The organism is Emergencia timonensis, assembly GCF_900086585.1.
Lineage (GTDB): Bacteria > Bacillota > Clostridia > Peptostreptococcales > Anaerovoracaceae > Senimuribacter > Senimuribacter timonensis.
The window spans coordinates 813,632-839,665 of record NZ_FLKM01000008.1 but is presented as its reverse complement, the minus strand read 5'-3'; the positions used below and the strand labels follow the sequence as shown (position 1 = coordinate 839,665).

24 protein-coding genes are annotated in these 26,034 nt (G+C 44.7%); 3 read left to right on the top strand and 21 right to left on the bottom strand.

Annotation, left to right across the window (positions count from 1 at the left end; translation table 11 throughout):
- Positions 1 to 11: 11 nt before the first annotated feature.
- From BN6539_RS05225 to BN6539_RS05205, 5 genes are all read right to left on the bottom strand, one after another.
- Positions 12 to 758 carry an ABC transporter permease gene (locus BN6539_RS05225; protein ID WP_067534724.1) on the bottom strand — a complete coding sequence of 249 codons (747 nt, stop codon included), beginning with the start codon at positions 756 to 758 and terminating at the stop codon, positions 12 to 14.
- Entirely contained in the window at positions 755 to 1,606 is an 852-nt protein-coding gene (locus tag BN6539_RS05220; protein WP_067534721.1) for an ABC transporter ATP-binding protein, read from the bottom strand. The genes BN6539_RS05225 and BN6539_RS05220 overlap by 4 nt, the downstream gene beginning before the upstream one ends.
- Before the next feature lie 110 nt (positions 1,607 to 1,716).
- The gene (locus BN6539_RS05215; RefSeq protein WP_067534718.1) at positions 1,717 to 2,460 is read right to left on the bottom strand and encodes a LytR/AlgR family response regulator transcription factor; all 744 of its coding nucleotides are present in this window, start codon (positions 2,458 to 2,460) and stop codon (positions 1,717 to 1,719) included.
- Complete coding sequence (locus tag BN6539_RS05210; protein ID WP_067534715.1) at positions 2,461 to 3,789, bottom strand: sensor histidine kinase; 1,329 nt, start codon at positions 3,787 to 3,789, stop codon at positions 2,461 to 2,463.
- 427 nt (positions 3,790 to 4,216) lie between these two features.
- Positions 4,217 to 4,519, bottom strand: a complete 303-nt coding sequence (locus BN6539_RS05205) for a hypothetical protein (protein WP_067534712.1) — start codon at positions 4,517 to 4,519, stop codon at positions 4,217 to 4,219.
- 1,041 nt (positions 4,520 to 5,560) lie between these two features.
- Between BN6539_RS05205 and BN6539_RS05200 the strand changes: the two genes are divergently transcribed.
- The gene (locus BN6539_RS05200) at positions 5,561 to 5,908 is read left to right on the top strand and encodes an aspartate dehydrogenase domain-containing protein (RefSeq protein WP_067534709.1); all 348 of its coding nucleotides are present in this window, start codon (positions 5,561 to 5,563) and stop codon (positions 5,906 to 5,908) included.
- Positions 5,909 to 6,501: 593 nt separating this feature from the next.
- On the opposite strand, the gene BN6539_RS05190 is transcribed toward BN6539_RS05200, so the two are convergent.
- The 4 genes from BN6539_RS05190 to cysK all read right to left on the bottom strand — a co-directional run bounded on the left by BN6539_RS05190 (position 6,502) and on the right by cysK (position 10,358).
- Positions 6,502 to 7,617 carry a hypothetical protein gene (locus BN6539_RS05190; RefSeq protein ID WP_207645078.1) on the bottom strand — a complete coding sequence of 372 codons (1,116 nt, stop codon included), beginning with the start codon at positions 7,615 to 7,617 and terminating at the stop codon, positions 6,502 to 6,504.
- Positions 7,618 to 8,349: 732 nt separating this feature from the next.
- Positions 8,350 to 8,745 carry a 30S ribosomal protein S9 gene (gene rpsI / locus BN6539_RS05185; protein ID WP_067534701.1) on the bottom strand — a complete coding sequence of 132 codons (396 nt, stop codon included), beginning with the start codon at positions 8,743 to 8,745 and terminating at the stop codon, positions 8,350 to 8,352.
- A 19-nt stretch (positions 8,746 to 8,764) separates the two neighbouring features.
- Positions 8,765 to 9,193, bottom strand: coding sequence for a 50S ribosomal protein L13 (gene rplM, locus BN6539_RS05180; protein WP_067534698.1), 429 nt, complete (start codon positions 9,191 to 9,193; stop codon positions 8,765 to 8,767).
- A gap of 238 nt (positions 9,194 to 9,431) precedes the next feature.
- Positions 9,432 to 10,358 (bottom strand): cysteine synthase A, encoded by a 927-nt coding sequence (gene cysK, locus BN6539_RS05175; protein WP_067534695.1) that lies wholly within the window; start codon positions 10,356 to 10,358, stop codon positions 9,432 to 9,434.
- A gap of 248 nt (positions 10,359 to 10,606) precedes the next feature.
- On the opposite strand from cysK, the gene BN6539_RS05170 reads away from it, so the two are divergent.
- Entirely contained in the window at positions 10,607 to 11,320 is a 714-nt protein-coding gene (locus tag BN6539_RS05170; protein WP_067534692.1) for a radical SAM protein, read from the top strand.
- Positions 11,313 to 12,017 carry a queuosine precursor transporter gene (locus BN6539_RS05165; protein WP_067534689.1) on the top strand — a complete coding sequence of 235 codons (705 nt, stop codon included), beginning with the start codon at positions 11,313 to 11,315 and terminating at the stop codon, positions 12,015 to 12,017. The genes BN6539_RS05170 and BN6539_RS05165 overlap by 8 nt, the downstream gene beginning before the upstream one ends.
- A 66-nt stretch (positions 12,018 to 12,083) precedes the next feature.
- Here BN6539_RS05165 and BN6539_RS05160 read toward each other — a convergent pair whose 3' ends face one another.
- The 12 genes from BN6539_RS05160 to rho form a co-directional block, all read right to left on the bottom strand.
- Positions 12,084 to 12,974 (bottom strand): YitT family protein, encoded by an 891-nt coding sequence (locus tag BN6539_RS05160; RefSeq protein ID WP_067534686.1) that lies wholly within the window; start codon positions 12,972 to 12,974, stop codon positions 12,084 to 12,086.
- Positions 12,975 to 13,349: 375 nt separating this feature from the next.
- A complete protein-coding gene (locus BN6539_RS05155; protein ID WP_148484453.1) occupies positions 13,350 to 15,689 on the bottom strand; it encodes an HAD-IC family P-type ATPase in 2,340 nt (779 codons plus the stop codon).
- Positions 15,690 to 15,879: 190 nt separating this feature from the next.
- Positions 15,880 to 17,208, bottom strand: coding sequence for a tyrosine--tRNA ligase (gene tyrS, locus BN6539_RS05150; protein ID WP_067534683.1), 1,329 nt, complete (start codon positions 17,206 to 17,208; stop codon positions 15,880 to 15,882).
- 243 nt (positions 17,209 to 17,451) lie between these two features.
- Positions 17,452 to 18,081, bottom strand: a complete 630-nt coding sequence (gene upp / locus BN6539_RS05145; RefSeq protein WP_067534680.1) for a uracil phosphoribosyltransferase — start codon at positions 18,079 to 18,081, stop codon at positions 17,452 to 17,454.
- Between the two features lie 19 nt (positions 18,082 to 18,100).
- Positions 18,101 to 18,532, bottom strand: a complete 432-nt coding sequence (rpiB, locus tag BN6539_RS05140; protein ID WP_067534677.1) for a ribose 5-phosphate isomerase B — start codon at positions 18,530 to 18,532, stop codon at positions 18,101 to 18,103.
- A gap of 12 nt (positions 18,533 to 18,544) precedes the next feature.
- Positions 18,545 to 19,549 (bottom strand): L-threonylcarbamoyladenylate synthase, encoded by a 1,005-nt coding sequence (locus tag BN6539_RS05135; protein WP_067534674.1) that lies wholly within the window; start codon positions 19,547 to 19,549, stop codon positions 18,545 to 18,547.
- Positions 19,550 to 19,720: 171 nt separating this feature from the next.
- Complete coding sequence (prfA, locus tag BN6539_RS05130; protein WP_067534671.1) at positions 19,721 to 20,785, bottom strand: peptide chain release factor 1; 1,065 nt, start codon at positions 20,783 to 20,785, stop codon at positions 19,721 to 19,723.
- Positions 20,786 to 20,953: 168 nt separating this feature from the next.
- Positions 20,954 to 21,154 (bottom strand): 50S ribosomal protein L31, encoded by a 201-nt coding sequence (gene rpmE / locus BN6539_RS05125; RefSeq protein ID WP_067534668.1) that lies wholly within the window; start codon positions 21,152 to 21,154, stop codon positions 20,954 to 20,956.
- A 133-nt stretch (positions 21,155 to 21,287) separates the two neighbouring features.
- A complete protein-coding gene (locus BN6539_RS05120) occupies positions 21,288 to 22,619 on the bottom strand; it encodes a hypothetical protein (protein WP_067534665.1) in 1,332 nt (443 codons plus the stop codon).
- A gap of 9 nt (positions 22,620 to 22,628) precedes the next feature.
- A complete protein-coding gene (gene prmC, locus BN6539_RS05115) occupies positions 22,629 to 23,540 on the bottom strand; it encodes a peptide chain release factor N(5)-glutamine methyltransferase (RefSeq protein WP_067534662.1) in 912 nt (303 codons plus the stop codon).
- Positions 23,541 to 24,578, bottom strand: coding sequence for a DUF1385 domain-containing protein (locus BN6539_RS05110; protein ID WP_067534659.1), 1,038 nt, complete (start codon positions 24,576 to 24,578; stop codon positions 23,541 to 23,543).
- Between the two features lie 9 nt (positions 24,579 to 24,587).
- On the bottom strand, positions 24,588 to 25,865 hold the full coding sequence (gene rho / locus BN6539_RS05105; RefSeq protein WP_074038100.1) for a transcription termination factor Rho: 1,278 nt from the start codon (positions 25,863 to 25,865) through the stop codon (positions 24,588 to 24,590).
- Between the last annotated feature and the right edge of the window lie 169 nt (positions 25,866 to 26,034).

Genomic DNA, 26,034 nt, shown 5'->3' with positions numbered 1-26,034 from the left:
CTCCTTCGCCTCTAGTCCCGCTCAAAGCCGTTTCTCTTGTAGAAAAACAGGAACAGCAAAACTGCTAAAATAACTTCACAGGCCATGACCACAATGCTGCCGCTATCAAGAACCTTCTTCGCCCCGTCCCCCATGGTCATGATCATATCCATCACGATGCCCGTAAACACATATTCTGACAGGCCTGACAGGGCCTCAACGACGTCTCCGAAAATAGGCACCATGACGAGGAGCAGCAAAACCGGGGTGGTAATGGTTCCCGCACTGACCTGGTTCTTCGCAAAGATACCGAGGATCATTCCGATGATACAGCTGGTCAGCGATGCAATCACTGAAACCAGAGCAAAGAGTCCCAGCTGCCCGCCATCCATGGCAAAGCCGCTGATTGGAATCAGTAGAAAGTTGATCAGCACGGTGATGAAAAATACCGGCAGAACGCTTCCGGCAAAAAACTCCAAACTGTTTACGGAAGAAGTCATCAGCACCCGCAGCGTATTTTTCTCTTTCTCTTCCGCCAGAAGCAGGCTGGGGCAATATATTCCGCACATGCCCAGATTCATCACCAGCCCCATGCCCAGAACATAGGCGTTTAGATACTCTGGGGACGAAGCCCCCGTGGACATGCTGCTATAAAGATATTTCATCAAAAGGGTGAAGCCGATGCTGAAAAGCGGCATGATGATGCAGTTTTTTCCCATAAAAGCTTTCAGCTTCACCTGTGCGATAGCGATGACTTTGTTCAAATGCATGGTCTTCATGATAACTCCCTCCCCGTAACCTCGAGAAATACCTTTTCCAACGTCGGCTCGCAGGAATGAAGAGATTCAATTTTGTTTTCTTCCATCCACCTTCCCATTTGCATGATGCTTTCCTGCGTCTGCTCCAGCACATGATCGGAGTTGTCGCTCAAGTGGACGGCATACCGTTTTTGCTTGTTGTATTTCAAACAGATTTCTTTCGGCCTGCCATACTCCACAATGACGCCCTCATTGAGCAAAGCCACATGGTCACAGAGCTTGGCTGCCTCTTCCATGTTGTGGGTCGTCAAAAAAATCGCCATGCCCTCACGCTTCAGCTGCAGCAGCATCTTGTGAATTTCCTGTGCTGTAGACGGATCCAGTCCTGACGTGGGTTCATCCAAAAACAAAACCTTCGGTTTGTGCAAAACGGCTCTCGCCAGCACGAGGCGCTGCCGCTGTCCTTTAGATAATTTCCCCGCCAGTTTCCTGCTGTGCTCCGCAAGTCCCACCTGGCAGAGCACCTCTGTAATCCGCTCTTTGCTGACCTTCAGCAGCTTGGCGAAATACTCCAGATTTTTGTAAACACTTAGGTACTCATAACATCCGCTGCTATCCGTCACGATGCCGATCTGTTCATAAATCGTTTCGTCGATATTGCGGCAGTTGATGCCCAGGATAAAAGCTTCTCCTGCGGTCTGCCGCAGCTGCCCGGTGATGATTTTGATGGTGGTCGTTTTCCCGGCGCCGCTGGGGCCGAGAAACCCCAATATTTCTCCAGCGTGAAGTTCTGCGTCGATGCCCTTGAGCACCGGTTCCGTATTGAAGGTCTTGGAAATACGTTCCAGCTTGATCATTTCTTCGTACATTTCTATTTCCTCCCGTCAAATTCTTTCTTTTATGGGAGAATCATAGCATTTTCAAAAAGGAATTTGTTGCATAGTTCCTAAACGGCCGCTTCTGCTTCCTGAACGGTATCTCATGAACGGTTGATTCGTGCAAGGAGTCTGGACTTTTCCTTCTTCGAGACGAGGCAGGCTTCTCCGCCCACCATCACCTGGTTGTGCTTCAGGTCGATGCTCTCAATCTTGTCTACGGCGATCAGATAGGAGCGATGTGTTCTGATGAACTGATCCCCCAGTTCTACTTCGATGTCCTGCAGACTGCCCAGAAACTCAATTCGCTGGTGGTCCCCGTGGAGGACGATGAAATGCGGCTTCGATGAAGTCTCAAAGAAATTGATTTCAGCGAGGGGTATATGCCGGATGATATCACCAGTCCTCACTGTATAGAACTGTCCCTCTTCACCATTTTCACTCTCCACTCTTCTCGCAAAGGAAGACAGGCACTTTGCAACAGACGCCTGCATCTGTTTTTCCTCCCCTTTGACGATATAGTCGAAGGCTTCCACGTGATACTGAAAGGTCTTGTAGGCAAGATCTTTGTAGCTGGTGATATAGACGATGGTGCCATGGGGATCAAGGCTCCTTATTTTTTTGCCCAGGAGGAAGCCGTCGTAGTCCTGACAGTTCAGTTCCACATCCAGGAAATATAAATTACGTCTCTGGTTCGATTCCTCCAGATGTGCAATCAGATCCGCGGGTACTCCCACACTGCATTTTATTCTCATGTCGTAGTCTTCAATGATGATTCGATTTGCAATAATCTGCTCAATATTTTCTCTGATGACGTCCTCGTCATCACAAATGTAAATTTCAATCATTTATTTCACCTCGATCTGCAGTTCCTGTATCAGCCTTCCCTCTTGAATCACGGTCTGAGACGAAACGTTGCTGTATTTGTCAATCAGCTTTCTGTAGCTGCTGAGCCCGAGCCCTCTGCCCTCTCCTTTGGTCGTATAGCCCTCTCGATACAGCTCCGCCATGCTGACTTCATGGTGCAGGCTGTTGTCTACCACAAAAGTCAGCAGCCTTTCCTCCCTCAATATCATCAGGCTGATATCTCCGCCGTTGCCGCTGACCTCTTCCATTGCGTTGTCCAGCAGAATGCCCAGAGCGCGGACCAAATCCATCTTCGGGATGATCAGATCGTCTACCGGATAAAGGACTTCGAAGCGAAAGCCATTATGGAGTCGGTTGATTATCGTGATTTTGTTCAGCAAAAGGCTTTTCAACTCCATGACTTGTATGTTCGCCAGCTGGTTGGTCAGATTCATCTTCCTGCCAATGTCCATATCAAAATCCTCCAGGATTTTCCCCATGGCATCTTCAATTTCCTGCAGGTTTCCTTCTTTGGACTGCAGGTAAAGGGATGTAATCATGTTTTTGTAATCATGCCGCAGCCTGCGTGTGTTTTGATGGATCTCCTCCAGGCTCTGAATATACAGGTTCTGTTGGTCGATGACTGTTTGCTGCGCTCGTTCCTTGTCTTCCATATTGATGCGGGCGGAAGTGCTGCGCAGGACAGCCAGCAACACGAAAAGAACTACCATACAAGTCAGAAACAGTGTGATGCTGTAGGCAACGTCCTCGCTCCTGACAGAATCCATGATGGTCGTGAAAAAGAGAAAAGCCGGATACAGCACGATGGTCTTGGGCCAGGTGTCAATTTGGCTCTGCAGATAGGCTGTGATCCTGCAGAGATCGTATTTGGGAATCGCCTTGCTCATCACCCAGACCAGCAAAAAGCTGAACAGGATGTTCAGAAGGTATGAAAAATATACAGAAGGGTTCCATCTGCTTGTGCAAAAGTCCAGGAATCCTGCAAATCCAAGGGAGAAGATGAACCACAGCATGTAGGAAAACAAGGTGTAGAATGCGGTTTTTTTGATATCTCTTTCTCCCACTGCTATCAGAAACAACAGATTGAGCGCAAGATTGATCACATGCGCAGTCAAGAGCGTACTGATTCCAAAATGCGCCAGCAGAAACTTCGGCAATGGTGAGATGAACAAAATGATAATCGTTGGAACTACGATCAGCAGCATCATCTTTGCTATGTGAAAGCGTTTCGCCTGCAAGGCATAGTACATATAGAAAAAACTGAATTCTGAGCATAAGTTGACGATTGCAATGGCAATATATAAAAACATCTGGCGGCTCCTTTTGTTTCAATAAAATAAGGTCTGGAAATATTTTATCATAAACCGTTCCGTCCTGGCTATGAATAACGCAAAAAAAGAGACCTCCGCGAAAGGAGAGCCCGGCAAGCTCGTCCCACGCGAAAGCCTCTAAAGAAGCATTTATTATAAACCCATATCCTTTTTTGATAGGGAGGCACTTAAATTTCGTTCAGCAAAGTAACGCTTACTATTGTTTCCGATGCCATTATCCTTTTATCTCACTATTTCAGCCGCATCATCGGCCGCCTTTGATGAAAGTCATCGTTCCAATATTCGCAGTACTTTTTCATTCACTATGGTTCCCAACTTTTGTTACGTAGTCTCTAATTTATAAGCAGTCTTCACCTCCTTGTTTATTCCAACCTGTAACACATCTTTATGTAATAGATCTATATTTCTATCCCCCTTTGAACACAGCATAACCTTGTTTCTGACAACTTTCTGTTTCAGCGAGATCTCTATTGGCTTTTGTTATATAACTCAAGTTTTTCTTTGAAGTCCATTTCACAGCTGCCATTGAATTGGTATGGCAGTACACTTTTTCCCTTTTTACATTTGAGCCTTGCGTTTCAATCCCCTGTTTCGCCACGCTGTACTCAAAAGCTTCTACAGCTTCCACGAAGCTGATTACAATTGCAGTGATTAAATCAACCACTTTAGATAATAATAACACGATCATTCCCCTGCTCTTCAATCTCATAAAAATTCCCCTTTTCTTATGTAACTTACTGTAAACACAGTGTAACACAAATCAAGTGGAAAATATGTATGAAAAGCTCTACATTTCTCGACATTCTATACTAAAAAACTGCCAACAGATAATCTGCTGGCAGAAAATATCCGTTATCTTCTTAGCGGAGTGAGCTATTTGTCTTTGTGTTCCCTGAGAATACCCATTATAAACAGACTTAATCCTACCAGAAAGAATTCAAGGAGCCAACACCCTTTAACATAGCACTTTCTTCAAATGGACACTCTATTGAATAAGCCAATGGCTCCAAGATAATAAAATTTTAAAAGAAATAACCCACTGGATGTGCAAGAGTCATTATTGCAATGCCAATATACTTCATAATACGTGCGTTCATGCATTCACCCCCTATGACATATTGCCTCTTTAGAATAGATTAATAGTTCCTGTTTCTTTAACAGTCCTGTAATAATAAATATGTGACCCCATAGAAGCCGTAAATCCAGCACCTGGCAGTTGGGCACTCGTACTTATAGATATATCAGTACCCGTTTTTAGATTTGTTGAAAAGCATATGTCAAAGACGAGGTCGGATATTTACCAGTAGCAGATTTAACACTTTTGGCCGTATTCGTTAACACCATGGATGTTACAGAAGTCTTAATTGTCACATTAGGTGTATCTGCTTTATAAAACGCTCTAAATGAGCCACTCTCATAGAAATCCACACGAGTTGAAAACTCAAGCTCCACTATCTTCTTCTTCGTCTTCGGATTCTCTATCGTTTTATATTTGAAGAAAAAAGTAGAACGAATATCACTCTGACATGCATTCTGGGGAAAATTGATGAAAAGCCAGATGAACTTTTAGCAAAATGCAGCTGCAAAACCGTAAAGACTGTATCGATGTGCTCAAAAACAAGATTTCATTTATGGCACTTTCCATTGGAGCATTTGCAGACCAAGACTTTTATAAAAAGCAAAAGAAATCGTTTTACTAAACAATGTTAAAATTTATTTTTCATCAGAAACAATTGGCGCATTTGATGCAATGCAGTCTATCAGTTTAATAGGCGGTACCAAATCCGAACTAACCCTAAACAGATGGGCCGGTTCCTATAAAGATACTCCTGTTTACAAACCTGAAATTGAAGCAACAGGCGTAAAAGGCACGCTATTCGAAGGAACTGCTGCAGAAGCGATTAAATTACTTCCAAAAATGATTAACATCGGCGTCTCAACTTCACTAGCGACAGTTGGTCCCGAGAATACTTATATCAAAATCACAGGCGAACCCAATATACCGCACAACGACGATAACGTAAACATCAGAGTCTATTCAGAGCATGTTTACATGGAGTTTAAGATATATTCAAAGAACCAAATTTTAACGAGTTGAAGTGTTGTGTCTTTCTTAAACAACTTAGCATCGCCAGTCTATTTCTATTCATTTTTAGCAGAGATGTTAACATACAAAAAGACTTGCCTAAAGAGATAGGTGAGTCTTTTTGTATATAATGAGTTGAAATAATCATTAAGATCATTGATAAAAATTAAACTTCTAATATCTGTTTGCCTATTCTCCTTTATTTGTTTCAAGGGAGTACATCCAAATGAAAGAGATAGTATATGCTTTTAAAATATTTCAGCTATCTTTTCTTTGCTTATAAATAAAATTTTTCTTATAGCTGTTTAAAAAGTAATATTGCGAAGATTAATCCCTACAATATCACATAAATCTAATGTCTTAGAGCTTTCTATCAACATCTTGTTTTTTTCGTTGCCGCATTGTCATAATTAAATAATCAACCACAAACAAGAATATAAAAAGTAATATTAATATCCCGCCTGTACGCAAAAGAAATTGCACATTCTCCTTGATCAGATCGCCAGACTTAATCATACTCACGAACAGACATATCATTACAAAAATTAAGGTGCATATGGCGACAATTAATCTGATGGTCGGCGGCTTCAATTTCCTATTCATATCTACATCGGAATCCCCGATACATAGGAGCAACTTGTTTTACCCAATACATATCCACTATTTTTCCCTCCGTTTCTCCAATTCCATGCGACCTGTATCCGAGCAAAATTTTGTTTAAAGTTAACATAAAATGCATTCCAGGTGTTCTTCTTTATTATAGCATAAATAACATTGATAAAGTATATCGATGTCCCTACACCTAGTATAGGTGACTTGTATGCCGCACATACCGAAAGCATATTTGTATAGAAATATCCTAAAGTTCCCAGTTCTGCGTAACGATCTTTCATAGTTTTTACCTGATCTTTAGTCAGATAATAGTAACTATATTTTGTAGGGTGTACTGTTGGATCTGCAGTAATTGGAAATTCGCTATTTTCATCAAACTCTACTGTTTGCAATAAAGTATTCTCTCTAATTATGTACTCGGTTTTTACTTGCTCACCCTTGGCATCTTTTGCCCAAGCCGGCTCAATTGTGCTGACAATATCGCCATTTTGATTTAGGATAAAAACAGCACCACAATCATATTCATCATATTCATCATGTAAATCATAATCTTTAACCATTTTATAGCCGTCAGGCATATTGAAATTGTATAAATATTGTGTCGGGGCAGTTTCATTCTTTATTGTAACTAACGTTCTTAATGAGTTGAGAACCTCATTCTCTTCGAAGTTCTCTAAAACTTGTGTAGTTACAACTACTGAATCATTGGGTGAACCATACACAACAGATCCATTGTCAGCTAATACCCCTTTTGACTTTTCAACTTCTTTTGGTAAGGTCATCTTTATTTCAGAACCTGCGTCATTCAAAGTAACACTAACAAAGGAACTTCCACGCTTAGGCAATTTAAACTTTTCATTGGAATTTGATATAACATATGCATTTGTACTGTTTTTAATTGCGTCATCTATTTTGCTGTTATTCAGATACTTTTCGCTACGCACTGCTTCCTGATTAACTATTCTTTGAACAATGCTCTGTGATGATTCATTAATAGTTGCAAACCCAACAGTCGTAGATGTAAAAATCATAGTTGCAGATAGAATAGTTCCTATAAGCTTTCTTGTTCTCATCTTAAACTTCTTTACGTTTCTAACCAATTCTTTCATTAACTTTATATTTTAAGCGCTTAAAACCCTTTTCACTTAGTAAGATACCTTTTATTCAAGAATGTTTCAATTTTCGATACTTTTTTGACTCATTTTTAAAACATCTTTTTATAAAGGTTTCTGTAGTCGTTCCCTTATCTGTGACTGTATTTATGACAATCTTGGTTCGATTTTTTCTTTCCGCGATTTTAAAAACTGCCTGACGGCTTATTCTCCTCGCACCTTTAACAGTCAGAACTGCTGGCTTCTTTATTACTATTTTACTCGATCTATCAGGCCTTCTACTCTTATTTGCAATCGATCAGGTCTCCGAAATTGAAATAACGTCTGATGATATGGAAACTCTTGGTTGGAACTATGCACCGTTTCAACAAGACACACCTTCGCGTCTCTCTTAGCGGACCTCGGTGTGCCCTCCACAATTAGGTCAAAGCTTATTGGGCACTCGATTGGAAATGTAACCGAAGCAGCTTTCACTCACCTCGATATGAGTGGTTTACTCAATGCAGTTAACAAATTAGAATGCTTTATCGAGTAGCTGCTAAATAATTTACTTCGAGAGTAAAAATAAAAGTATATCAAAAAACTTGGGGTTTTTATTTGTTGCAAGTACGTTGCTAGTAAACAGCATTTTAACAATTCTTGCAGATTTTTATAAAACAAAAACCCCTGCAATTGCAAGGGTTTTGAATCTTTTTGAAGTTTGTAAGATTGTTTTGAAAACAGTCTCGATTAACGCTTGGAGAACTGTGAAGCTCTTCTTGCTTTCTTTAATCCGTACTTCTTTCTTTCCTTCATTCTTGAATCTCTTGTTAAGAATCCTGCAGCTTTCAGTGGCGCTCTGTAAGCGTCTCTGTCTGCCTGGCATAGAGCTCTTGAAATTCCGTGTCTCAGGGCACCAGCCTGACCTGTGAATCCGCCGCCTGTTACGGTAGCGATTACGTCAAACTTACCTGGGCATCCAGCGATGTCAAAAGGTCTCTTTACTTCTCTCTTAACGATTTCCATTCCGAAGTAATCTTCTAAGTCTTTCTTGTTTACAGTGATTTTTCCAGTTCCAGGGATTAATCTAACTCTAGCAACTGAATGTTTTCTTCTACCTGTTCCTTGGTATTGTAATTTTGCCATGGTCTATTCCTCCCTTTCCCTAAATCTCTAAAGTTTCTGGCTTCTGAGCAGTATGTGCATGTTCAGGTCCAACATAAACTTTTAACTTCTTAAACATCTGTCTGCCAAGCTTTCCATCAGGAAGCATGCCTTTGATCGCGTGCTTGATGATTTCTTCTGGCTTTCTTTCCTGTAATTTCTCGAAAGTCAACTCTCTGAGTCCACCTGGATATCCAGTATGTCTCTTGTAGATTTTTTCTTTTCTCTTCTTGCCAGTCACTTCAATTTTCTCAGCATTGATTACGATTACATAATCTCCGCAGTCAACGTGCGGCGTATAAATCGGCTTGTTCTTTCCTCTTAAAACGGAAGCTACTTCAGAAGCAAGTCTTCCAAGAGTTTTGCCTTCTGCATCGACGACGTACCATTTACGTTCAATCTCTGCAGGTTTTGCAATGTATGATTTCATTTCCTCTTCCTTTCTACCTACTGGGATCTCATACAGATCTTTTTCGGCGCTGTCTACTGGGATCCCAAAGAATCTGTTTCGACATGACTAAAAAACTTTTAGCTTGCAAAGCTGCCGGACTCGTAAAGTCCTGCCTTACAATTCATCGTTTAAACACAATGCACGACTATTATATAGCAAAACCAAGGTGAATGCAACACTTTTTTCGCATTCACCTCTCATATTGACTGACATATTGTCATTCGAACAGCGGCGTTGAGAAATATCGTTCTGCTGTATCGGGCAAAATCGTCACCACAGTTTTACCTTTGCCCAATTTTTTAGCCAGCTTAATTGCCGCCGCTACATTGGTTCCGCTGGAAATACCGCACATGAGGCCTTCTTTTGCAGCCAGATCTTTGGCAGTCTGCAGTGCCTCCCCATCCGAAACGATATAGATATCGTCATAAATCTGCTGGTTCAACACAGCAGGAATGACACCGTCACCGATGCCCATCTGAATATGATTGCTGACCGTACCACCTGCAAGAATCGCCGCATTTTCAGGCTCCACCGCCCAGATTTCAATCTGCGGATTCAGCGCTTTCAAGGTTTCCCCGATGCCTGTAATGGTGCCGCCCGTTCCGATGCCGGAGCAAAATCCATCGATTGGACCTGCCACCTGCTCCAAGATTTCTAGCCCCGTATGATGCCTGTGTACCATAGGGTTTGCTTCGTTTTCAAACTGCTGCGGCACAAATACTTTCGGATTTTCCGCCGCCATCTGGGTCGCTTTCTCGACACATTCTTCAATGCAGTCGCCGATATTGCCCGCATCGTGAACCAGAATGACCGTTGCCCCGTAGTGTTCCACCAACATTCGTCTCTCCTGGCTGACAGAGTCCGGCATGATAATGATGGTTTCGTAGCCCTTTACAGCGCCTACCAAAGCCAGGCCGATACCCTGATTTCCGCTGGTCGGCTCTACGATGACAGAGTCCGGTTTTAGAATACCGTCTTCTTCTGCTTTCGTAATCATATTGAAGGCCGTTCTCGTCTTAACAGAGCCGCCCACATTCAGCCCCTCAAATTTTACCAGCACTCTGGCGCCTTCAGGATCTGGCATTTTATTTAACTGAATCATAGGCGTGTGGCCCATGGCTTCCAGCACATTTTGATATATCATTGCGTTTCTTCTCCAATCAAAAATGATTTAGTCTAACGCATAGTATACCATAAGAGACGTTTTATGTCACCAACCCTGCTCGTACATTTTTGACAGCAGCCAGGAAATATGCTATATTAGACAGGTAAATTACATCAGACAGTTCGTGACCATCCTGTCTATAAACAAAACTACGGAACCAATATAGACACTTTATTGCGTGCGGTTTCCGTGCGCATTTTTTGTTCGTCACGAGGAGAGGAGGATAAATGGAGCGTTATTCCATCATCAAAGAAAAAAATCCGCGGGAAATCGTCCTGCTCCGGGGCCGCGGCTGCTCCTGGCGCAGATGCAGATTCTGCGACTATCACCTGGACTTTTGCACCGATGAACTGGCAAACTACGAATTAAATCAGGTAGAACTGGCAAAAGTCTCTGGAATCTATCAAAAGCTGGAGGTCATCAACTCCGGAAGTTTTTCGGACCTTGATCAGCAGACCATGGATCTGATCCGGAAAATCTGCATCAGCAAAGGCATCAAAGAGATTCACTTCGAATGTCACTGGAAGGACCGATCTGCCATCAAAGCCCTTCGGGCCTCCTTCGCCAGTTTGAACATCCTGGTAAAAGTCAAAATCGGCGTGGAAACCTTTGATGCCCTTTTTCGGGAGAGTTATTTGGACAAGGGCATCACTGCCAGTGATCCGGCTGAAATTGCCGCAGACTTTGACGAATGCTGCCTGCTCTTCGGGCTGCCCGGCCAAAACCGGGAAACCATGGAGCGGGATATCGAGACCGGCCTTACCCACTTTGAACGGGTCTGCATCAACATCATGGTGGAGAATGGCAAACCGATCAAACCTGATCCCGCCGTTATCGAGGTTTTTCTCAAGGAACTGTATCCTAAATATATGGGGAATTCCCGTGTGGATATTTTGCTGGAAAATACCGACTTCGGCGTAGGAGGTGAATCCAATGCGTAACGAAATCATCCTGTTCTGCAGCCTGGTCTGTATCTACAGCGCTGTGGTGCTGTTTTACAAATTCTTTGGCAGAACCGGCCTCTACATGTGGACCGTCATCGCCACCATTTCCGCCAACATCGAAGTCTTGATCCTGGTGGACGCCTTTGGCATGGAGCAGACCTTAGGCAACGTGCTCTTCGCCTCTACATTTTTGGTCACTGATATCCTCAGCGAAACCGAAGGAAAGAAGTATGCCAACAAGGCAGTCCGCATGGGCATTGTCGTCAGTGTCGCCTTCATTTTAATCAGTCAGTCCTGGTTCCTCTATGAGCCTAACGGCAACGACTGGGCCATGCCCGCCATCAGGTCGGTCTTTTCCAACACGCCGCGCCTCATGCTGGTCAGCATCGCCGTCTACGGCATCGTACAGGTCTTTGACGTCTTCGCCTACCACACGATCTGGAAACATACTACCAAACTCTTCGGCGATGCAAAGAAAGGACTTTGGATCCGCAACAACGGCTCTACCCTGGTATCACAGCTGATGAACACGGTGCTGTTTACCTTCGGAGCCTTTGCAGGTGTACACAGCCTGCCGACTCTAATTAACATCTGCATTTCCAGCTACGTCATCTATATCGTGACTAGTCTTTTGGATACGCCAGCCGTCTACGTCGCACGTCGCCTGAAGGATCAAAACCGCATAAACGAATAGTATATTCTGTCGCAAAAACGAACTAGTCCGAAATCGGACTAGTTCGTTTTTGCAAACTATCTATATCTAAGTTCTCGATAATTTCGCCTTTTCGCTGCGAATCTGTTTTGCTTTTCCCCTCTCAAAGGAAAACCCACGTCCCTTTACCTCTTTGACACTGTTTATCGTCATAAAAGCCTCAGGGTCGAGAGCGAGAATTTCGTTCTGCACCCGATTCAACTCCCGTCCCGAAATTACACACAGCAAGATATCCCGCCTATTTCCCAAATATCCGCTTTCCCCATAAAAGACGGTGTTACCGACCACCAACTCCGCCAAACGCCTGCGGATTTCTTCGTACTTTTGGCTGATGATTACCAGCTGTACCGCGCTGCCTCCTGCTACGACTACTTTGTCAGCAACCATAGAATATAGAAACGTCATCATAATGCCCAAAAGCACCTCTTCGCTGCCTTTGGCAAAAAAGACCTGAGATACCAGAATTGAAAAGTCGATGAGATACATGGGCAGCCCGACTGGAATACCCAGCTTGCGGTTAAAAATAATAGCCACGATATCCGTACCGCCAGTAGACGCCCCCGATTTGATGACAATACCCAGTCCCACTCCGATTAGGACGCCGCCATAAATGGCTGCCAGTAAAGCGTTGTCCGTAAGGTCCGCTAAAAAATCCAATCTTTCGAAAAAATTGATAAACATCGGATAGGCGAAGGTGCTGACTACAATAGACAGCGCAAATTTCTTTCCCAGCACTGCAAACCCCAGGGCAAAGAGCAGACCATTCACTACCGCTACCGTATAAGACACCGGAATTCCGTAAAAATGCTGTATGAGCCTGCCAATACCTGTAGCGCTACCGATCATGATGCCGTTAGGCAATATAAAGGCTACCACACCAAAGGCTGCCAGGGCTAAACCCATCAAAATGCCGATATAGTTGATTATAATTTTTTTCATTTTCACATTCCCTCTCCGTTATAATGCTGTCATGCCAGCAAAAGGGCGCTCCTTTTTCTGCAGGCAATAAATAACACAAAACATTATAGCATTATTTTTTGTGCTTTATCAACAATTTATTTGCAATTTTAGGTATATTTTTTATGCATTCAAACATTTTTTAGTTCTTTGCTTTAAGAAGCAATCGCATGCAGCGCTGATAAGGTCAGCTTTTACTAAATATAGTTATCCCTCTTGTTCCAGTTTTTACTCATTTGGGTTAGCAATTCTGCTCTCGCAAAAGGTTGCCAGCAACCTTAATGCATGCAAACAAAAAAACGGCACAGCAGGGTTTCTATCACCCCGCCATGCCGGCCATTCTCAAAGCTGTTTATATTATTTCTTTTTCCTGCGCGGCCTCCTGTTCAGAATCCGCCCGCACAGACTGGTGAACTTATAGATATACCGGAACAGCGCCTCCGTCGCAATGAGAAATACCACCAACAACATCGCCGCTTGGCCAGAGATACTGTTAATGCCAAACAAATCCGGCATGAAAATCGTACAGAAAGCCATGCCGCAGACCATGATTGTAATCAAGGCAATATGCAGACCGTTGGCAGGTTTCGCGACTTTGCCCAATATCATAAATCCGACCAGACCTACCAATATGGTGCAGGCCGTGGAGATACACACCGGATCAATTTCAAATACCTGCCCAAAGACCACCAGGGAACTGACGCTGATAAAGGTGGTGATTCCCGCCGGTGTAGCCATCTTAAAGACGTTGCCGAAGAAGGTGCCTTTGATCAAGTTGGTGTTAGGTTCCAAGGAAAGCACGAAGGACGGCATTCCGATGGTGAACATACTGATCAAAGTAATCTGCGACGGTTTTAACGGGTAAGACAGTACACTAATCATAGAGAATAGAGCCAGCAGCAGGGAAAAAATATTTTTCGTCAAAAACAAGCTGGCTGTCTTTTCTATATTGTTTACTACCCGCCTGCCTTCACCGACGACCGAAGGCATCTTTGAAAAGTCAGAATCCAGCAGCACCAGCTGGGCCGCATTAGAGGCCGCCTCACTGCCAGACGCCATGGCGATGGAACAATCGGCATCGCGCAGAGCCAGAATATCGTTGACGCCGTCGCCAGTCATTCCCACCGTCCTGCCCTGTTTCTTTAATGCTTTGACAAACTGACGCTTTTGCTCCGGCGTCACTCTGCCAAAGACCGTATATCGTTCCACGGCTTCATAAATCGCCCGCTGATTGACCAACTGCCTCGCATCAATATACATATCCGCGTCCTTGATTCCAGCTTGCAGCGCAACGTTGGAAACTGTAACCGGATTATCACCTGAGATTACTTTGATATCTACGCCATTATCCGCAAAATATTCAAAAGTTTCCGGCGCCGATTTTCGTATTGGATTGGTCAGGTAAACCAAAGCCAACAACTGTGCCTGTCCCTGGAGAGGCTGGCCTTCCGGCACGTCCGCGACCTTAGCAAAAGCCAGAACACGATAGCCCTGTTCACCGATACTGTTAATCTGCTCTTCAAATTGGTCAAATCCCTCCCGCAGAACAAACTCCGGCGCACCCAGCACGAAATTGCCGTCGCTGTAGCTGGCTCCGCAGTACTTGTATTTTGATGAAAAGGGGCAGACCGTATTAGGATGTCTCCCGCTGGTCTTATCAAAATAGGCTTGCAGTGCAGCCATGGTAATGTTATCGGAATTCTGACTTTGCGCCATATCGCCAATAAGCAATGCCATCTCTTCTTTGCTGATACCGTCGTAAATCAGGTCAAAACTATCCACTTTCATCTCATTTTCCGTGATGGTTCCCGTCTTGTCCACACACAAGACGTCAACTCTGGCCAAGGTTTCGATGCACCGCATGTTCTGAACGAGTACGTCTTTTCGAGCCAAACGCATTGCGCTGACAACCATAGCAATACTAGCCGTCATATATAGCCCCTCCGGAATCATTCCCAGAACGGCGGCAACCATGGAGGTTACACTTTCAGAAAAGCTGTCGTTCAGAATATAGCACTGCTGCACGAACAAGATAATACCCACAGGTATGATGATGATTCCAACGGCTTTGACAAGTCTGTCCAAAGATTTAATCATCTCCGACTGCTCGCCGCCTTTATCTTTTGTGGCCTCGATAGTCAGTTTTGATATGTAAGAATCACGCCCAACCGCGGTCAGAACTGCCGCACATTCGCCAGACACGACAAAACTGCCTGACAAAAGCTGCGCATCCTGGCCTTTCGTGATTTCATCAGCTTCACCGGTAATCAGTGCTTCATTGACCTGAATGCTGCCGCTGACCACCTTTGCGTCAGCCGGAATCTGGCTTCCCGCCCGCAAAATCACACAGTCAGACAAGACCAGTTCCTCCACCGCTACAGTAGTCTCTTTGCCGTCCCTTATCACGTGAGCCTTGGGCATCTTCAGAAGTTTCAGTTTATCCAAAGTATTCTTTGATTTGATTTCCTGTGCAATACCGATTGCCGTATTGGCTAATACGATGAGCATAAAGGAAAGATCCTTAAAGGAGCCTACCACGATCAGGAGCACCGCAAGGACGGTGAAAATCAAGTTGAAATAGGTAAATACGTTATCTTTGACAATTTCTTTGACTGTCCGGGTCGACGAGTTGACCTGCTCATTGCCAAGGCCCTGCTGCCGCCGGTCCGCTGCTTCTCTGTTTGTTAATCCCAACATTTTGCCTGTCTCCTTTTGTTTATTGTCTTATTTTATCATAAAATTCTCCAAGATTAAACAGGGATTTCCACATCGACGCTAAACCAATTGTCTGAATCCTCAAAGATGGATACAGAAATTCGTCTATAGCGCAATTTTATGTACAGAAAAAACGGGCCGCTTTTGCAGACGGCCCGCTCTATTGATACGATTATTTTATTACGATCTTGTGGAACTTCTTTTTGCCCTTTTGAATCAAAATTTCTCCATCCCGGAACATATCTTTGGTTACGTTCTGCTTTGGATTTGTTACCTTCTCGCCATTGACAGAAAGCCCTCCCTGTTCGATGGTTCTGAAACCTTCTCCATTACTTGGCACCAGACCCAGTTCTTTAATCAAGGAGACCAGACCTTTCCCTTCGCCTTCAAAGGCAGCAGCAGCCATCTCTGTCGTCGGAATGTTCGCTGCATCTCCGCCGCCGCCAAAGGCAGCTCTCGCGCCTTCCAGCGCTTTTTCGGCTTCTTCTTGGCCATGAACTAGTTTAGTCACTTCGTAAGCGAGAATTTCCTTTGCTTCGTTAATTTCTGCGCCTTCCAGAGAAGATAGTCGCTTCACTTCCTCCATCGGCAGGAAGGTCAGCATTCTCAGGCACTTATTCACATCGGCATCCGCCACGTTTCTCCAGTACTGGAAGAACTCGTACGGGGAAACTCGATCCGCAGAAAGCCACAAAGCTCCGTTCATGGTCTTGCCCATCTTCTGGCCTTCGCTGTTGGTCAGCAGCGCAAAGGTCATACCCTCTACATTGATATCACACCATTTTCTGGACAATCTCTTGCCCGCCAGAATGTTAGACCACTGGTCGTTGCCGCCGAACTGCATCTTGACACCGAAGTCTCTCGCCATGACGGTGAAGTCATAGCCCTGCATCAGCATATAGTTAAATTCGAAGAAGGACAATCCGTCCGCCATTCTCTGTTTAAAGCATTCTGCTCTCAGCATTTCGTTTACATTAAAGTGAGTTCCCACTTCTCTTACAAACTCTACATAATTCAGAGGTCTCAGCCACGAAGCGTTATTGACGCTGATCGCTTTGCCTGGGATCGGATCTCTGTTTTGATGTCCCGGAGAGTAGACACCTTCGTTTCCTTCATACTTCCACTCGTCGTCAAAATCGAGGAACTGATCAAACAGTTTCTTGAACGCGTTGCAGTTGTTGTCGATGGTTTCTACCGTCATCATCTGACGCATATCCTGTCTTCCCGACGGGTCGCCGACCATGCCGGTACCGCCTCCCAGAAGAACTACCGGAGTATGGCCGTACTTCTGCATATACATCATGATGATTACCTGCATAAAGTGGCCCACATGCAAGCAATCGGCTGTAGGGTCAAAACCAATATAGAACTTGATCTTCTCTTTTCCCAAAAGCTCTCTGACGGCTTGTTCATCGGTTACCTGTTCGATAAAACCTCTCTCTTTTAGGACGTCATAAACATTGTCGTACTTACTTACGTTATCCGGTATAAAGTTTTTCATCTATCTTTCCTCTTTCTATAATATATTTTCTCTAATGAAGAACGCTGAAAATTTTGATTGTGGCTAGGCGCCGCAGTAAGTGCGCCTCGGAGCGTACAACTAGTACGAGAAGCTCCGTTTACGCCGCGGTAAAAATCATCTAATCAAAGATTTGGGTTTTCCTCGCATGAGGCCTGCCAACAATTTTTTTCAGAAATTGGGGCAGGGCTCCAACGACGCCACAGGTAAATTTAACAAGTTCTTTTATTTGGTGCCGTACAGCCGATCCCCCGCATCCCCCAGTCCTGGGACAATGTAGGCATTTTCATTGAGTCTTTCATCTTTGGCCGCAATGTAGATGTCTACGTCTGGATGCGCTTTCTGCAGTGCTTCAATTCCTTCCGGTGCAGCGATAAGGCACATAAATGTGATGTTGGTGCCGCCTCTCTGTTTTATGAAGTCAATCGCAGCGACTGCGCTGCCTCCAGTTGCCAGCATGGGATCTACGACAAAGATCTGCCGCTTTTCTATATCTTTTGGAAGCTTGCAATAATATTCGACAGGTTCATGGGTATCCGGGTCTCTATATAAGCCGACATGTCCAACTTTTGCATTGGGCACCAGCTCCAGCATTCCATCAACAAATCCCAGTCCCGCTCTTAAAATCGGGATAATGGCGATATCTTCCCCTTTCAGCATATTAACCTTCGTCTTACAGATAGGCGTTTCAATTTCAACCTCTTCCAGGGGAAGATTCCTGGTCGCTTCAAAACCCATAAGCAAGGCAATTTCTCTTGCCAGCTCTCTGAAATCTTTGACGCTGGTGTTGGTCTGTCTCATCAACGCTACTTTGTGCTGAATTAATGGATGGTCGAATACATATACTTTGCTCATTACATTTCCTCCAATATCGTTACATTTCATCTAGCATGTCTGTTCTTCTCTTGTGGCGTCCGCCTTCAAACTCTGTATCCAGCCAAGTGTCGGTAATTTTGATGGCCAGTTCTGCATCAGTCGTTCTTCCGCCTAGAGCCAGCATGTTGGCATCGTTGTGCTTTTTCGTCAATTCTGCCATTTCTACAGAAGTGCACAAACCGCAGCGAATCCCTTTTACTTTGTTGGCGGCTATAGAAATGCCGATTCCTGTACCGCAGACGACGATGCCCAGGTCCGCTTTGCCGCTGGCAACTGCTTCTCCACAGGCTTTTCCATAGATGGGATAATCCACGGACTCTTCGGAATGCGTTCCGAGGTCCACTACTTTATATCCCCTTTCTATCAGATGTTCTTTTACTATTTTCTTCAGTGCCAATCCACCGTGGTCATTTGCCATTGCTATAATCATAACAAATTCCTTTCAAACTTTTCTTATATTATACCCTGCTGATTTTAACATTCTGTTCATGACGGAAAAACCGACGCCCTCTTCTTTCAGGGCGGCAGCCAGAATCACGTCGGCGCCTTCTCTGTCAGCTTCTCGCAGTTTTGCAAAAAACTGATGGGCGGCAGCCTTGTGTTCTGCATCATCAAAGAGGATTACGCAGACCTTCTGTCCTAATGCCTCCCGCTCAACCCGCTCACGATCGATGGCGGCTTCGACAGCTTCCATTCTCCCTTCATAAACGATCATCTGCGCCTTAGGCGCATAATGCTTATATTTCATCCCTGGCGCTTTCGGCCGAAAGTCTTCGTTGTTAAACTTGTCCGGCCGTTTGTTCAGAGTCGGATCGAGAAGGACTTTCTTGCCCAAAGCCGTTTCCAAATCTTCTTTTGTTATAATGCCCGGACGCAGAATCATCGGTGTCTGACCTGTCATATCGATAACCGTAGATTCAATGCCAAATTTGCAATCATCACTGCAGATGATGGCATCGACCCGTCCTGCTAAATCGTCAATAACATGCTGGGCTGCTGTCGGGCTTGGTTTGCCAGAAAGGTTAGCGCTAGGCGCCGCAATGGGACATCCCGCTTCTGCTATCAGTTTCAATGCCACAGGATGATCGGGCATCCTGATACCGACAGTATCCAGTCCGCCAGTCGTCACATCTGGTATCACAGAATTCCGTTCTACGATCATGGTCATTGCACCTGGCCAAAATACCTTCATCAGTTTTTCCATATCTCTGGTAATTTGGGGCGTCAATTTCTTCATATCGTCGTATGACGATATATGGACAATCATGGGATTATCGGACGGTCTTCCCTTTGCAGCATAGACTTTGCCTACCGCCTGACTGTTCAAAGCATCAGCCCCCAGTCCATAAACCGTTTCCGTCGGAAAGGCGACTAACCCGCCGCCAGCGATAATCTTCGCGGCCTCTTCTATCTCTTCAGTTGTATCATTCAGTATCTTTGTTTTCATAATTTTCTATTCTTGGACTTCCGCGGTAAACTTTAACCAGCTTTCATTAAATGACGCAGGACTTTTTGTCTAGTGCACAGCTTTCAAGGCAAAGACGAATGCGCGTACTTGAAGTGCGTAATTGAGTCTGCAGCCGAAGAAAGCGAAGCAATAGGCAAAAAGAGCCAGTCATTAGAAGTTCTTCATCTTCTCCGCCTGATCGCTGGTAATCAATCCGTCGATGATCTCATCCAGCTCTCCGTCCAGGATGGCGCCCAGCTTATATAACGTCATACCGATTCTGTGTTCGGATACTCTTCCCTGTGGGAAGTTATAGGTTCTGATTCTCTCGCTTCTGTCACCGGAACCTACCTGACTCTTTCTAGCGGCAGAAATCTCCTTGTTCTGCTCCTGCAGCTTCAAATCGTATAATCTCGATTTGAGAACCTTAAACGCTTTCTCTTTATTCTTAATCTGTGATTTTTCATCCTGGCAGGTTACGACGAGCCCTGTCGGTTCATGGGTCAATCTGACTGCGGAGTCCGTGGTATTTACACACTGTCCGCCGTTACCTGACGCCCTGTACACGTCTACTCTGACGTCACTAGGGTTTAAGTCCACTTCTACGTCGTCCACTTCTGGCAGCACCGCAACAGTAGCCGCAGAGGTATGCACTCTGCCTGCGGATTCCGTCTCCGGTACACGCTGTACCCTGTGGACACCGCTTTCATACTTCAGCCTTGAATAAGCGCCCTTGCCCTTAATCAAAACAACGGCTTCTTTGATTCCGCCGATTCCCGTATCATTGATATCCATCAATTCCGTCTTCCATCTATGTCTTTCTGCATATCTCATATACATTCTGAGCAGATCCTGGCCGAACAAAGCCGCTTCTTCGCCGCCCGTACCAGCTCTGACTTCCAGAATTACGTTCTTTTCGTCGTTAGGGTCTTTCGGCAGAAGCAAGATCTTCAGTTCACCTTCCAACTCTTCAATTCTGTCCTCCAGCTCATTGACCTCCATCTTGGCAAGGTCTCTCATTTCCTCGTCAGTTTCATTCTCTACGATGTCCTTGGCGTCTTTGAGCTCCTCTTTGGCTTTCTTATATTCCTCGTATTCTTTTACGATGGGTTCCATTTCTCCCATTTCCTTAATATGCTTCTGCCACAGCGGCTGGTCATTGATCACTTCCGGATCAGAAACCTTCAAGGACAATTCTTTGTATTTTTCAACAATGAAATCTAACTTATCAAACATTTATATCTCCTCAATTTTTAATAATTTACAATTTTATATGACAAAATACAGCCAAACGGAAGCTCGCGCTTATCAATTTGGATGAAATGTTATCTAATTGTATAGTATACCATAAATTCTCATATTAAAAAACCGGAAATTAAAATTTCCGGTTTAAGCTTCTGATTATTAGTCAATGTGATACTTGTTCTTGAACTTTTCAACACGTCCACCACGGTTGATGAACTTCTGCTGACCTGTAAAGAACGGATGACATGCTGAGCAAACATCAAGTCTCATTTCTTCTTTTGTTGACTTTGTAACAAAAGAATTACCACATGCGCAAGTTACTTTACATTCCTTATAATCAGGATGGATTCCTTCCTTCATGCTTTACCTCTTTCCTGCTCAGGCACACACCTTTGCATAATTTTTTGCTGAATCTAATACAGCTTTTATACTATATCATACTTGTCTGTCAGAAACAAGTGTTTTTTTGCCTACAATTATTTTTCTTTGCTCACTAAGCTTTTCGGTTAGCAATGTTAGACCACTTTGTATAGATTTTTTTACCATCTACGCTGCGAACACCACGTATCTTGTAGTAATATCTAGTGCCCTTTTTGATTGACTTTGTATTGATATATGTGTTGACTTTTCCACTTTTTGTCTGGTAAATTGCCTTAGTTCCATATCCCGTAGTCCGTTTCTTCGAGCGAAAAACTTGATAGTAGTCCACCCTATATCCTTTAGATTTCCTCCAGGTTACCTTAACCCCTCTTTTGGCATAAGAGGCATTCACATCGATCTTGGTCGCCTGTACGCCATTTTTGATTTTCTCTCGCTGTGTCTCATTGCCAGTGGCAGGTGGGTTTAAATCCACCGTCTCTCCAATTTTTGAAAAAACGACCTGTATAACGTCTCCTTCTGAGATATTCAGCCGCGTTGTCACTGCTACTGAAACCCCATTTACGATTATTGCCTGTGTATAATACCCCTCTTCAGGGTGGATGGATAATAGATTAGTATCCTCCAAATCAATTGAACCGCCAACATCGTTTATCACATCAAGGGTGTAGTTACACTGTTCTCCCTGGTGAAATTCTTTCTTGTAGTATACTTTATAAAAGTCGTGATCTGTTACAGGAAATGTTACTGTGCCATCCTCATTAGAAACGCAGACGAAATCACTGCCCTCTTTATCATGCGAGGTTGCGCGGCAAGTCAAAGGTTTGTTTGCAATTCCCCCCTTTGGCACTACGGTAAACGTGGCATTTTCTTCAAGAAAATCAAAGGAAGTAACAACATTTCCTTCCAAGTCTTCTGCCTTAATGGTTATCGTATACCGATTCTCAGCAAAATTTTTGCACTCAATTTGCATCATAACCGCCCGGTAACGATATTCGTCGAACAGTTTTCTTGCTCCAAGACCGGTAAGACGAAAATATCCTGCATCAGTGAGTATGCCAAAAGAATTCATTTTTCCCCTGTCTCCAAGAGGTAATTCCGTAACATCAAATTTAAGATCTGAGATATGAACATCTCCATCTTTACTCGTCACATCAATATAAAACTCATCAGCACCCACATCATAAGAACGTAATGCGAGGTCATAAAGACTGTCTGCAGTTATTTTACACGTTCTGATTTTCGAGCCTTCTGGAGCGTATACTGTCTGCGACCAATTAGGATAAGCTCTGATTCTTTTTGCTACAGGCCCCGGAACGATTGTATTAGTATTTGTGGTACCTGTTTCCTCCGCCAAAGCCGTTGCAGGAAGAGCAATCCCGCCCAATAATATGCATATAATCATTGTAATCACAATTAGCTTATTCTTACCAGTATGTTTTACCATAGTCCCTCCTCATTTTTTCCCAGCCAGTGTTGCGACGACAATTCGGTCCCGGCCGGCAAGATCCTTATGGCAGGTGATTTTCTCGAACTGCTCAGTCTCCTCAATTAGCGCGCTGACCGCATCCTTCTGATCGTGACCGATTTCAAACATCAATACGCCTGTTTTCTTGAGGCAGCCCGCCGCATCCGCGATGATGCCCCGATAGAAATCCAGGCCGCCCAGACCGCCGTCCAAAGCCATCATCGGCTCGTGGTCGCGGACTTCTTTCTGCAGCGTCGGTATGACGCTGGTCTTTATGTAAGGCGGATTAGAGATAATCAAATCGAATTTCTTATTTTTGAACTTCCCTTTAAAAGGCACCAGCAAATTACCACATTCAAAGCTGACTTTCTTCGTGAGGCCCAATTTTTCTGCATTTTCCTCGGCTACGGCGATGGCTTCCCGGCTGATATCCGAACAAGTCACCTTCACGTTGTCGCAGAGACTAGCCAGAGAAAGGCCGATTGCTCCGCTGCCACAGCAGAGGTCGAGAACGTCGAATTCCTTCTTTTTCTTTGGCAGTAAATCTTCTCCGCGCAGCTTGTTTTCTCTGATAATACTGATCGCGTCCTCCACCAGGGTCTCCGTGTCCTGCCGGGGAATCAACACGCTCTCATTGACCTTGAACGTAAGACCCATAAACTCCTGTGTACCGATAATATATTGCACGGGCACGCCGGCGGACCGCTTGTCCAGCAGCTTAAAATACTCATCACAAAGGCTGTCCGGCAGGATTCTTTGATATTCCAGAATCAGTTGGGCACTGCTCACATTCATCAAAAAACAATATAGGATTTTGCAGTCGATGGCAGCGTCTGCGATGTGACTCTCCTCAAGCTGTCTTCTGCCGATATTCAAAATTTCTTTTACCGAGAGACTCATCTATTCCTCCACAACTTCGTTCTTACTTTTACGTTCAATCTTTCGTTCTTCAACTAAATTCCCATCAAGGTCGCAGATGCCTTCAAAGTACGGAGTACCGTCAGGAACCATAACCGCCTTTGTAGCAGCAATTGCTACCTCCAGCTGATCGTCAGAAGGTTCCTTGGTCGTCAGCTTCTGCAGGTAAAGTCCCGGCATACTGAGAATTTTGACCAGCCAGTTGTCACTGCGTCCAGCCCACTTAAGAAGTTCATAGGACAGACCTGCAACTAGCGGCACTAAAAGCAGTCTGGAAATGATACGCAGCGCCAAATTCGGCCAGCCCAGAAAGAGGTGCAGCACAAAGCTGATCACCATGACGAAGAGCAGAAAACTAGTTCCGCACCGCGGATGCAGAGTATAAAACTGCTGCGCATTCTGCGGCGTCAGTTCCAGATTGTTTTCGAAGCAGTGAATGGTCTTGTGCTCAGCCCCATGATATTGAAACACGGTCTTAATGTCTTTCATCTGGCTGATCAGGGCGATATACACCACAAAGATCACGATACGCATGATTCCTTCCACCAGATTAAACACAAAGTCGCTGTCAATCAAAGGCTTCAGGAAATTCGCCACCACTGTCGGCAGCAGAATGAACATACCGATGGTCATCGCCAAAGCGAGAATGACAGAGAGATAGATCATGATGTTCCACGTACCCTTCTCTCCGAACTTCTTATTCATCCAGGTCTCCAGCTTGCCCGCTTCCTCTTGTTCCTCTTCCGGCCAGTTAGCTTCCAGCACGTCAGCCGAATACATCAAAATACCCGTGCCCTGAACCAGTGAGGTGACAAAAGAGACGACGCCCCTGACAATAGGAATTCTAGTCCACTTTCCCATCTTCTTATTGGGCTGCGTCTTCATGTGTATCTTTCCGTCAGGAAGTCTGACTGCAACGGCCGTTCTTTCCAGTCCGCGCATCATGATGCCCTCCATGACGGCCTGTCCTCCGACCGGAGTCGGGCAGGCGTCTTTCAAAAAAATCTTGCTTAAATCCATCTTTTTCCCCTATTGCAAAAATATCTTCTTTATGATCTGAACAAAATCACTATTGTTTTTCGTGTGCGCCAGGTTGTCGATGATAGTCTCTGTGACATCCTGGGTCGGACTATTGGCCATTTGGCGCCTCATTGCCCAAATCGCTTCTAATTCATCCTGCGTCATCAAGAGGTCTTCTTTCCTGGTACCTGATTTGTTCAGATCGATAGCCGGGAAGATTCTCTTTTCAGACAGCTTGCGGTCTAAATGAAGCTCCATATTACCTGTACCCTTAAATTCCTCAAATATAACATCGTCCATACGGCTTCCTGTTTCTACCAAGGCTGTCGCCAAAATGGTGATGCTGCCGCCTTCTTCAATATTTCGAGCAGCGCCAAAGAATTTCTTCGGTTTGTGAAGGGCGCCTGGATCGAGTCCGCCCGACAGGGTTCTGCCAGATGACGGTACGACAAGATTATAGGCTCTGGCGAGTCTTGTGATGCTGTCCAGCAGAATGACCACATCTTTGCCGTGCTCCACCAATCTCTGCGCTCTAGCCAGTACCATCTCTGCAACTTTGACGTGGTGCTGCGGCAGTTCGTCAAAGGTGGAATAGATGACCTCACCTCCGTTTAGAGATCGCTTCATGTCGGTCACTTCTTCTGGTCTTTCGTCGATCAAAAGCACAATCATCTCTGCTTCCGGATGTCGTTTCTCAATACTGTTGGCGACTCGCTTGAGCAAAGTCGTCTTTCCCGCCTTAGGCGGCGCTACAATAACACCCCTTTGGCCTTTTCCGATCGGCGCAATCAAATCAATCAGTCTCATGGACAGATCTCTGGAACCATCCTCTAGTGTCAGTCTCTCTCTTGGAAAAATCGGCGTCAAATCCTCAAAATCGGGTCTTCTAATCGCCACTCCCGGCTCGTCTCCGTTGACGGTCAAAACATACAGCAGCGCACCAAATCGTTCGCCCTCGTTGGGCAGCCTGGAAATCCCCTTGATCTGGTCCCCCGTCTTCAGATTAAAGCGTCTGATCTGTGTCGGCGATACGTACACATCCTTATCGCTGGTCAAGAAGTTATTAAATCTGAGAAAGCCGAAACCGCCTTCAGCGATTTCCAAAATACCCTCGACTTCTGGACGAGGCTGCTCCTTCTTTTCTTCTCGCACAGGTCTTTCCCGCTTCTCAGCCTCCTCTTCACAGCAGATAATCTCTTTCTTCTCCTCAGGAGCGTCAGGCTCTTCTATCATACATTCTTTTTCTTCTTCTAATAGTTCTTCTTTTTTCTTTCTTGGCATCTTCATTGCAGGCACCAAAACAGCGCCCTTTCCTTTCTATGTAATTTCTAATGAATTTTGTCTTTTTAATCTCTTGGGAATTCTCTCTGGATATGAGGACAGCGCCTCATACATTTGAAAACAACTTTTCTAGGACTACAAATCTTATTCCATTATAATACAACATCTGGAAAAA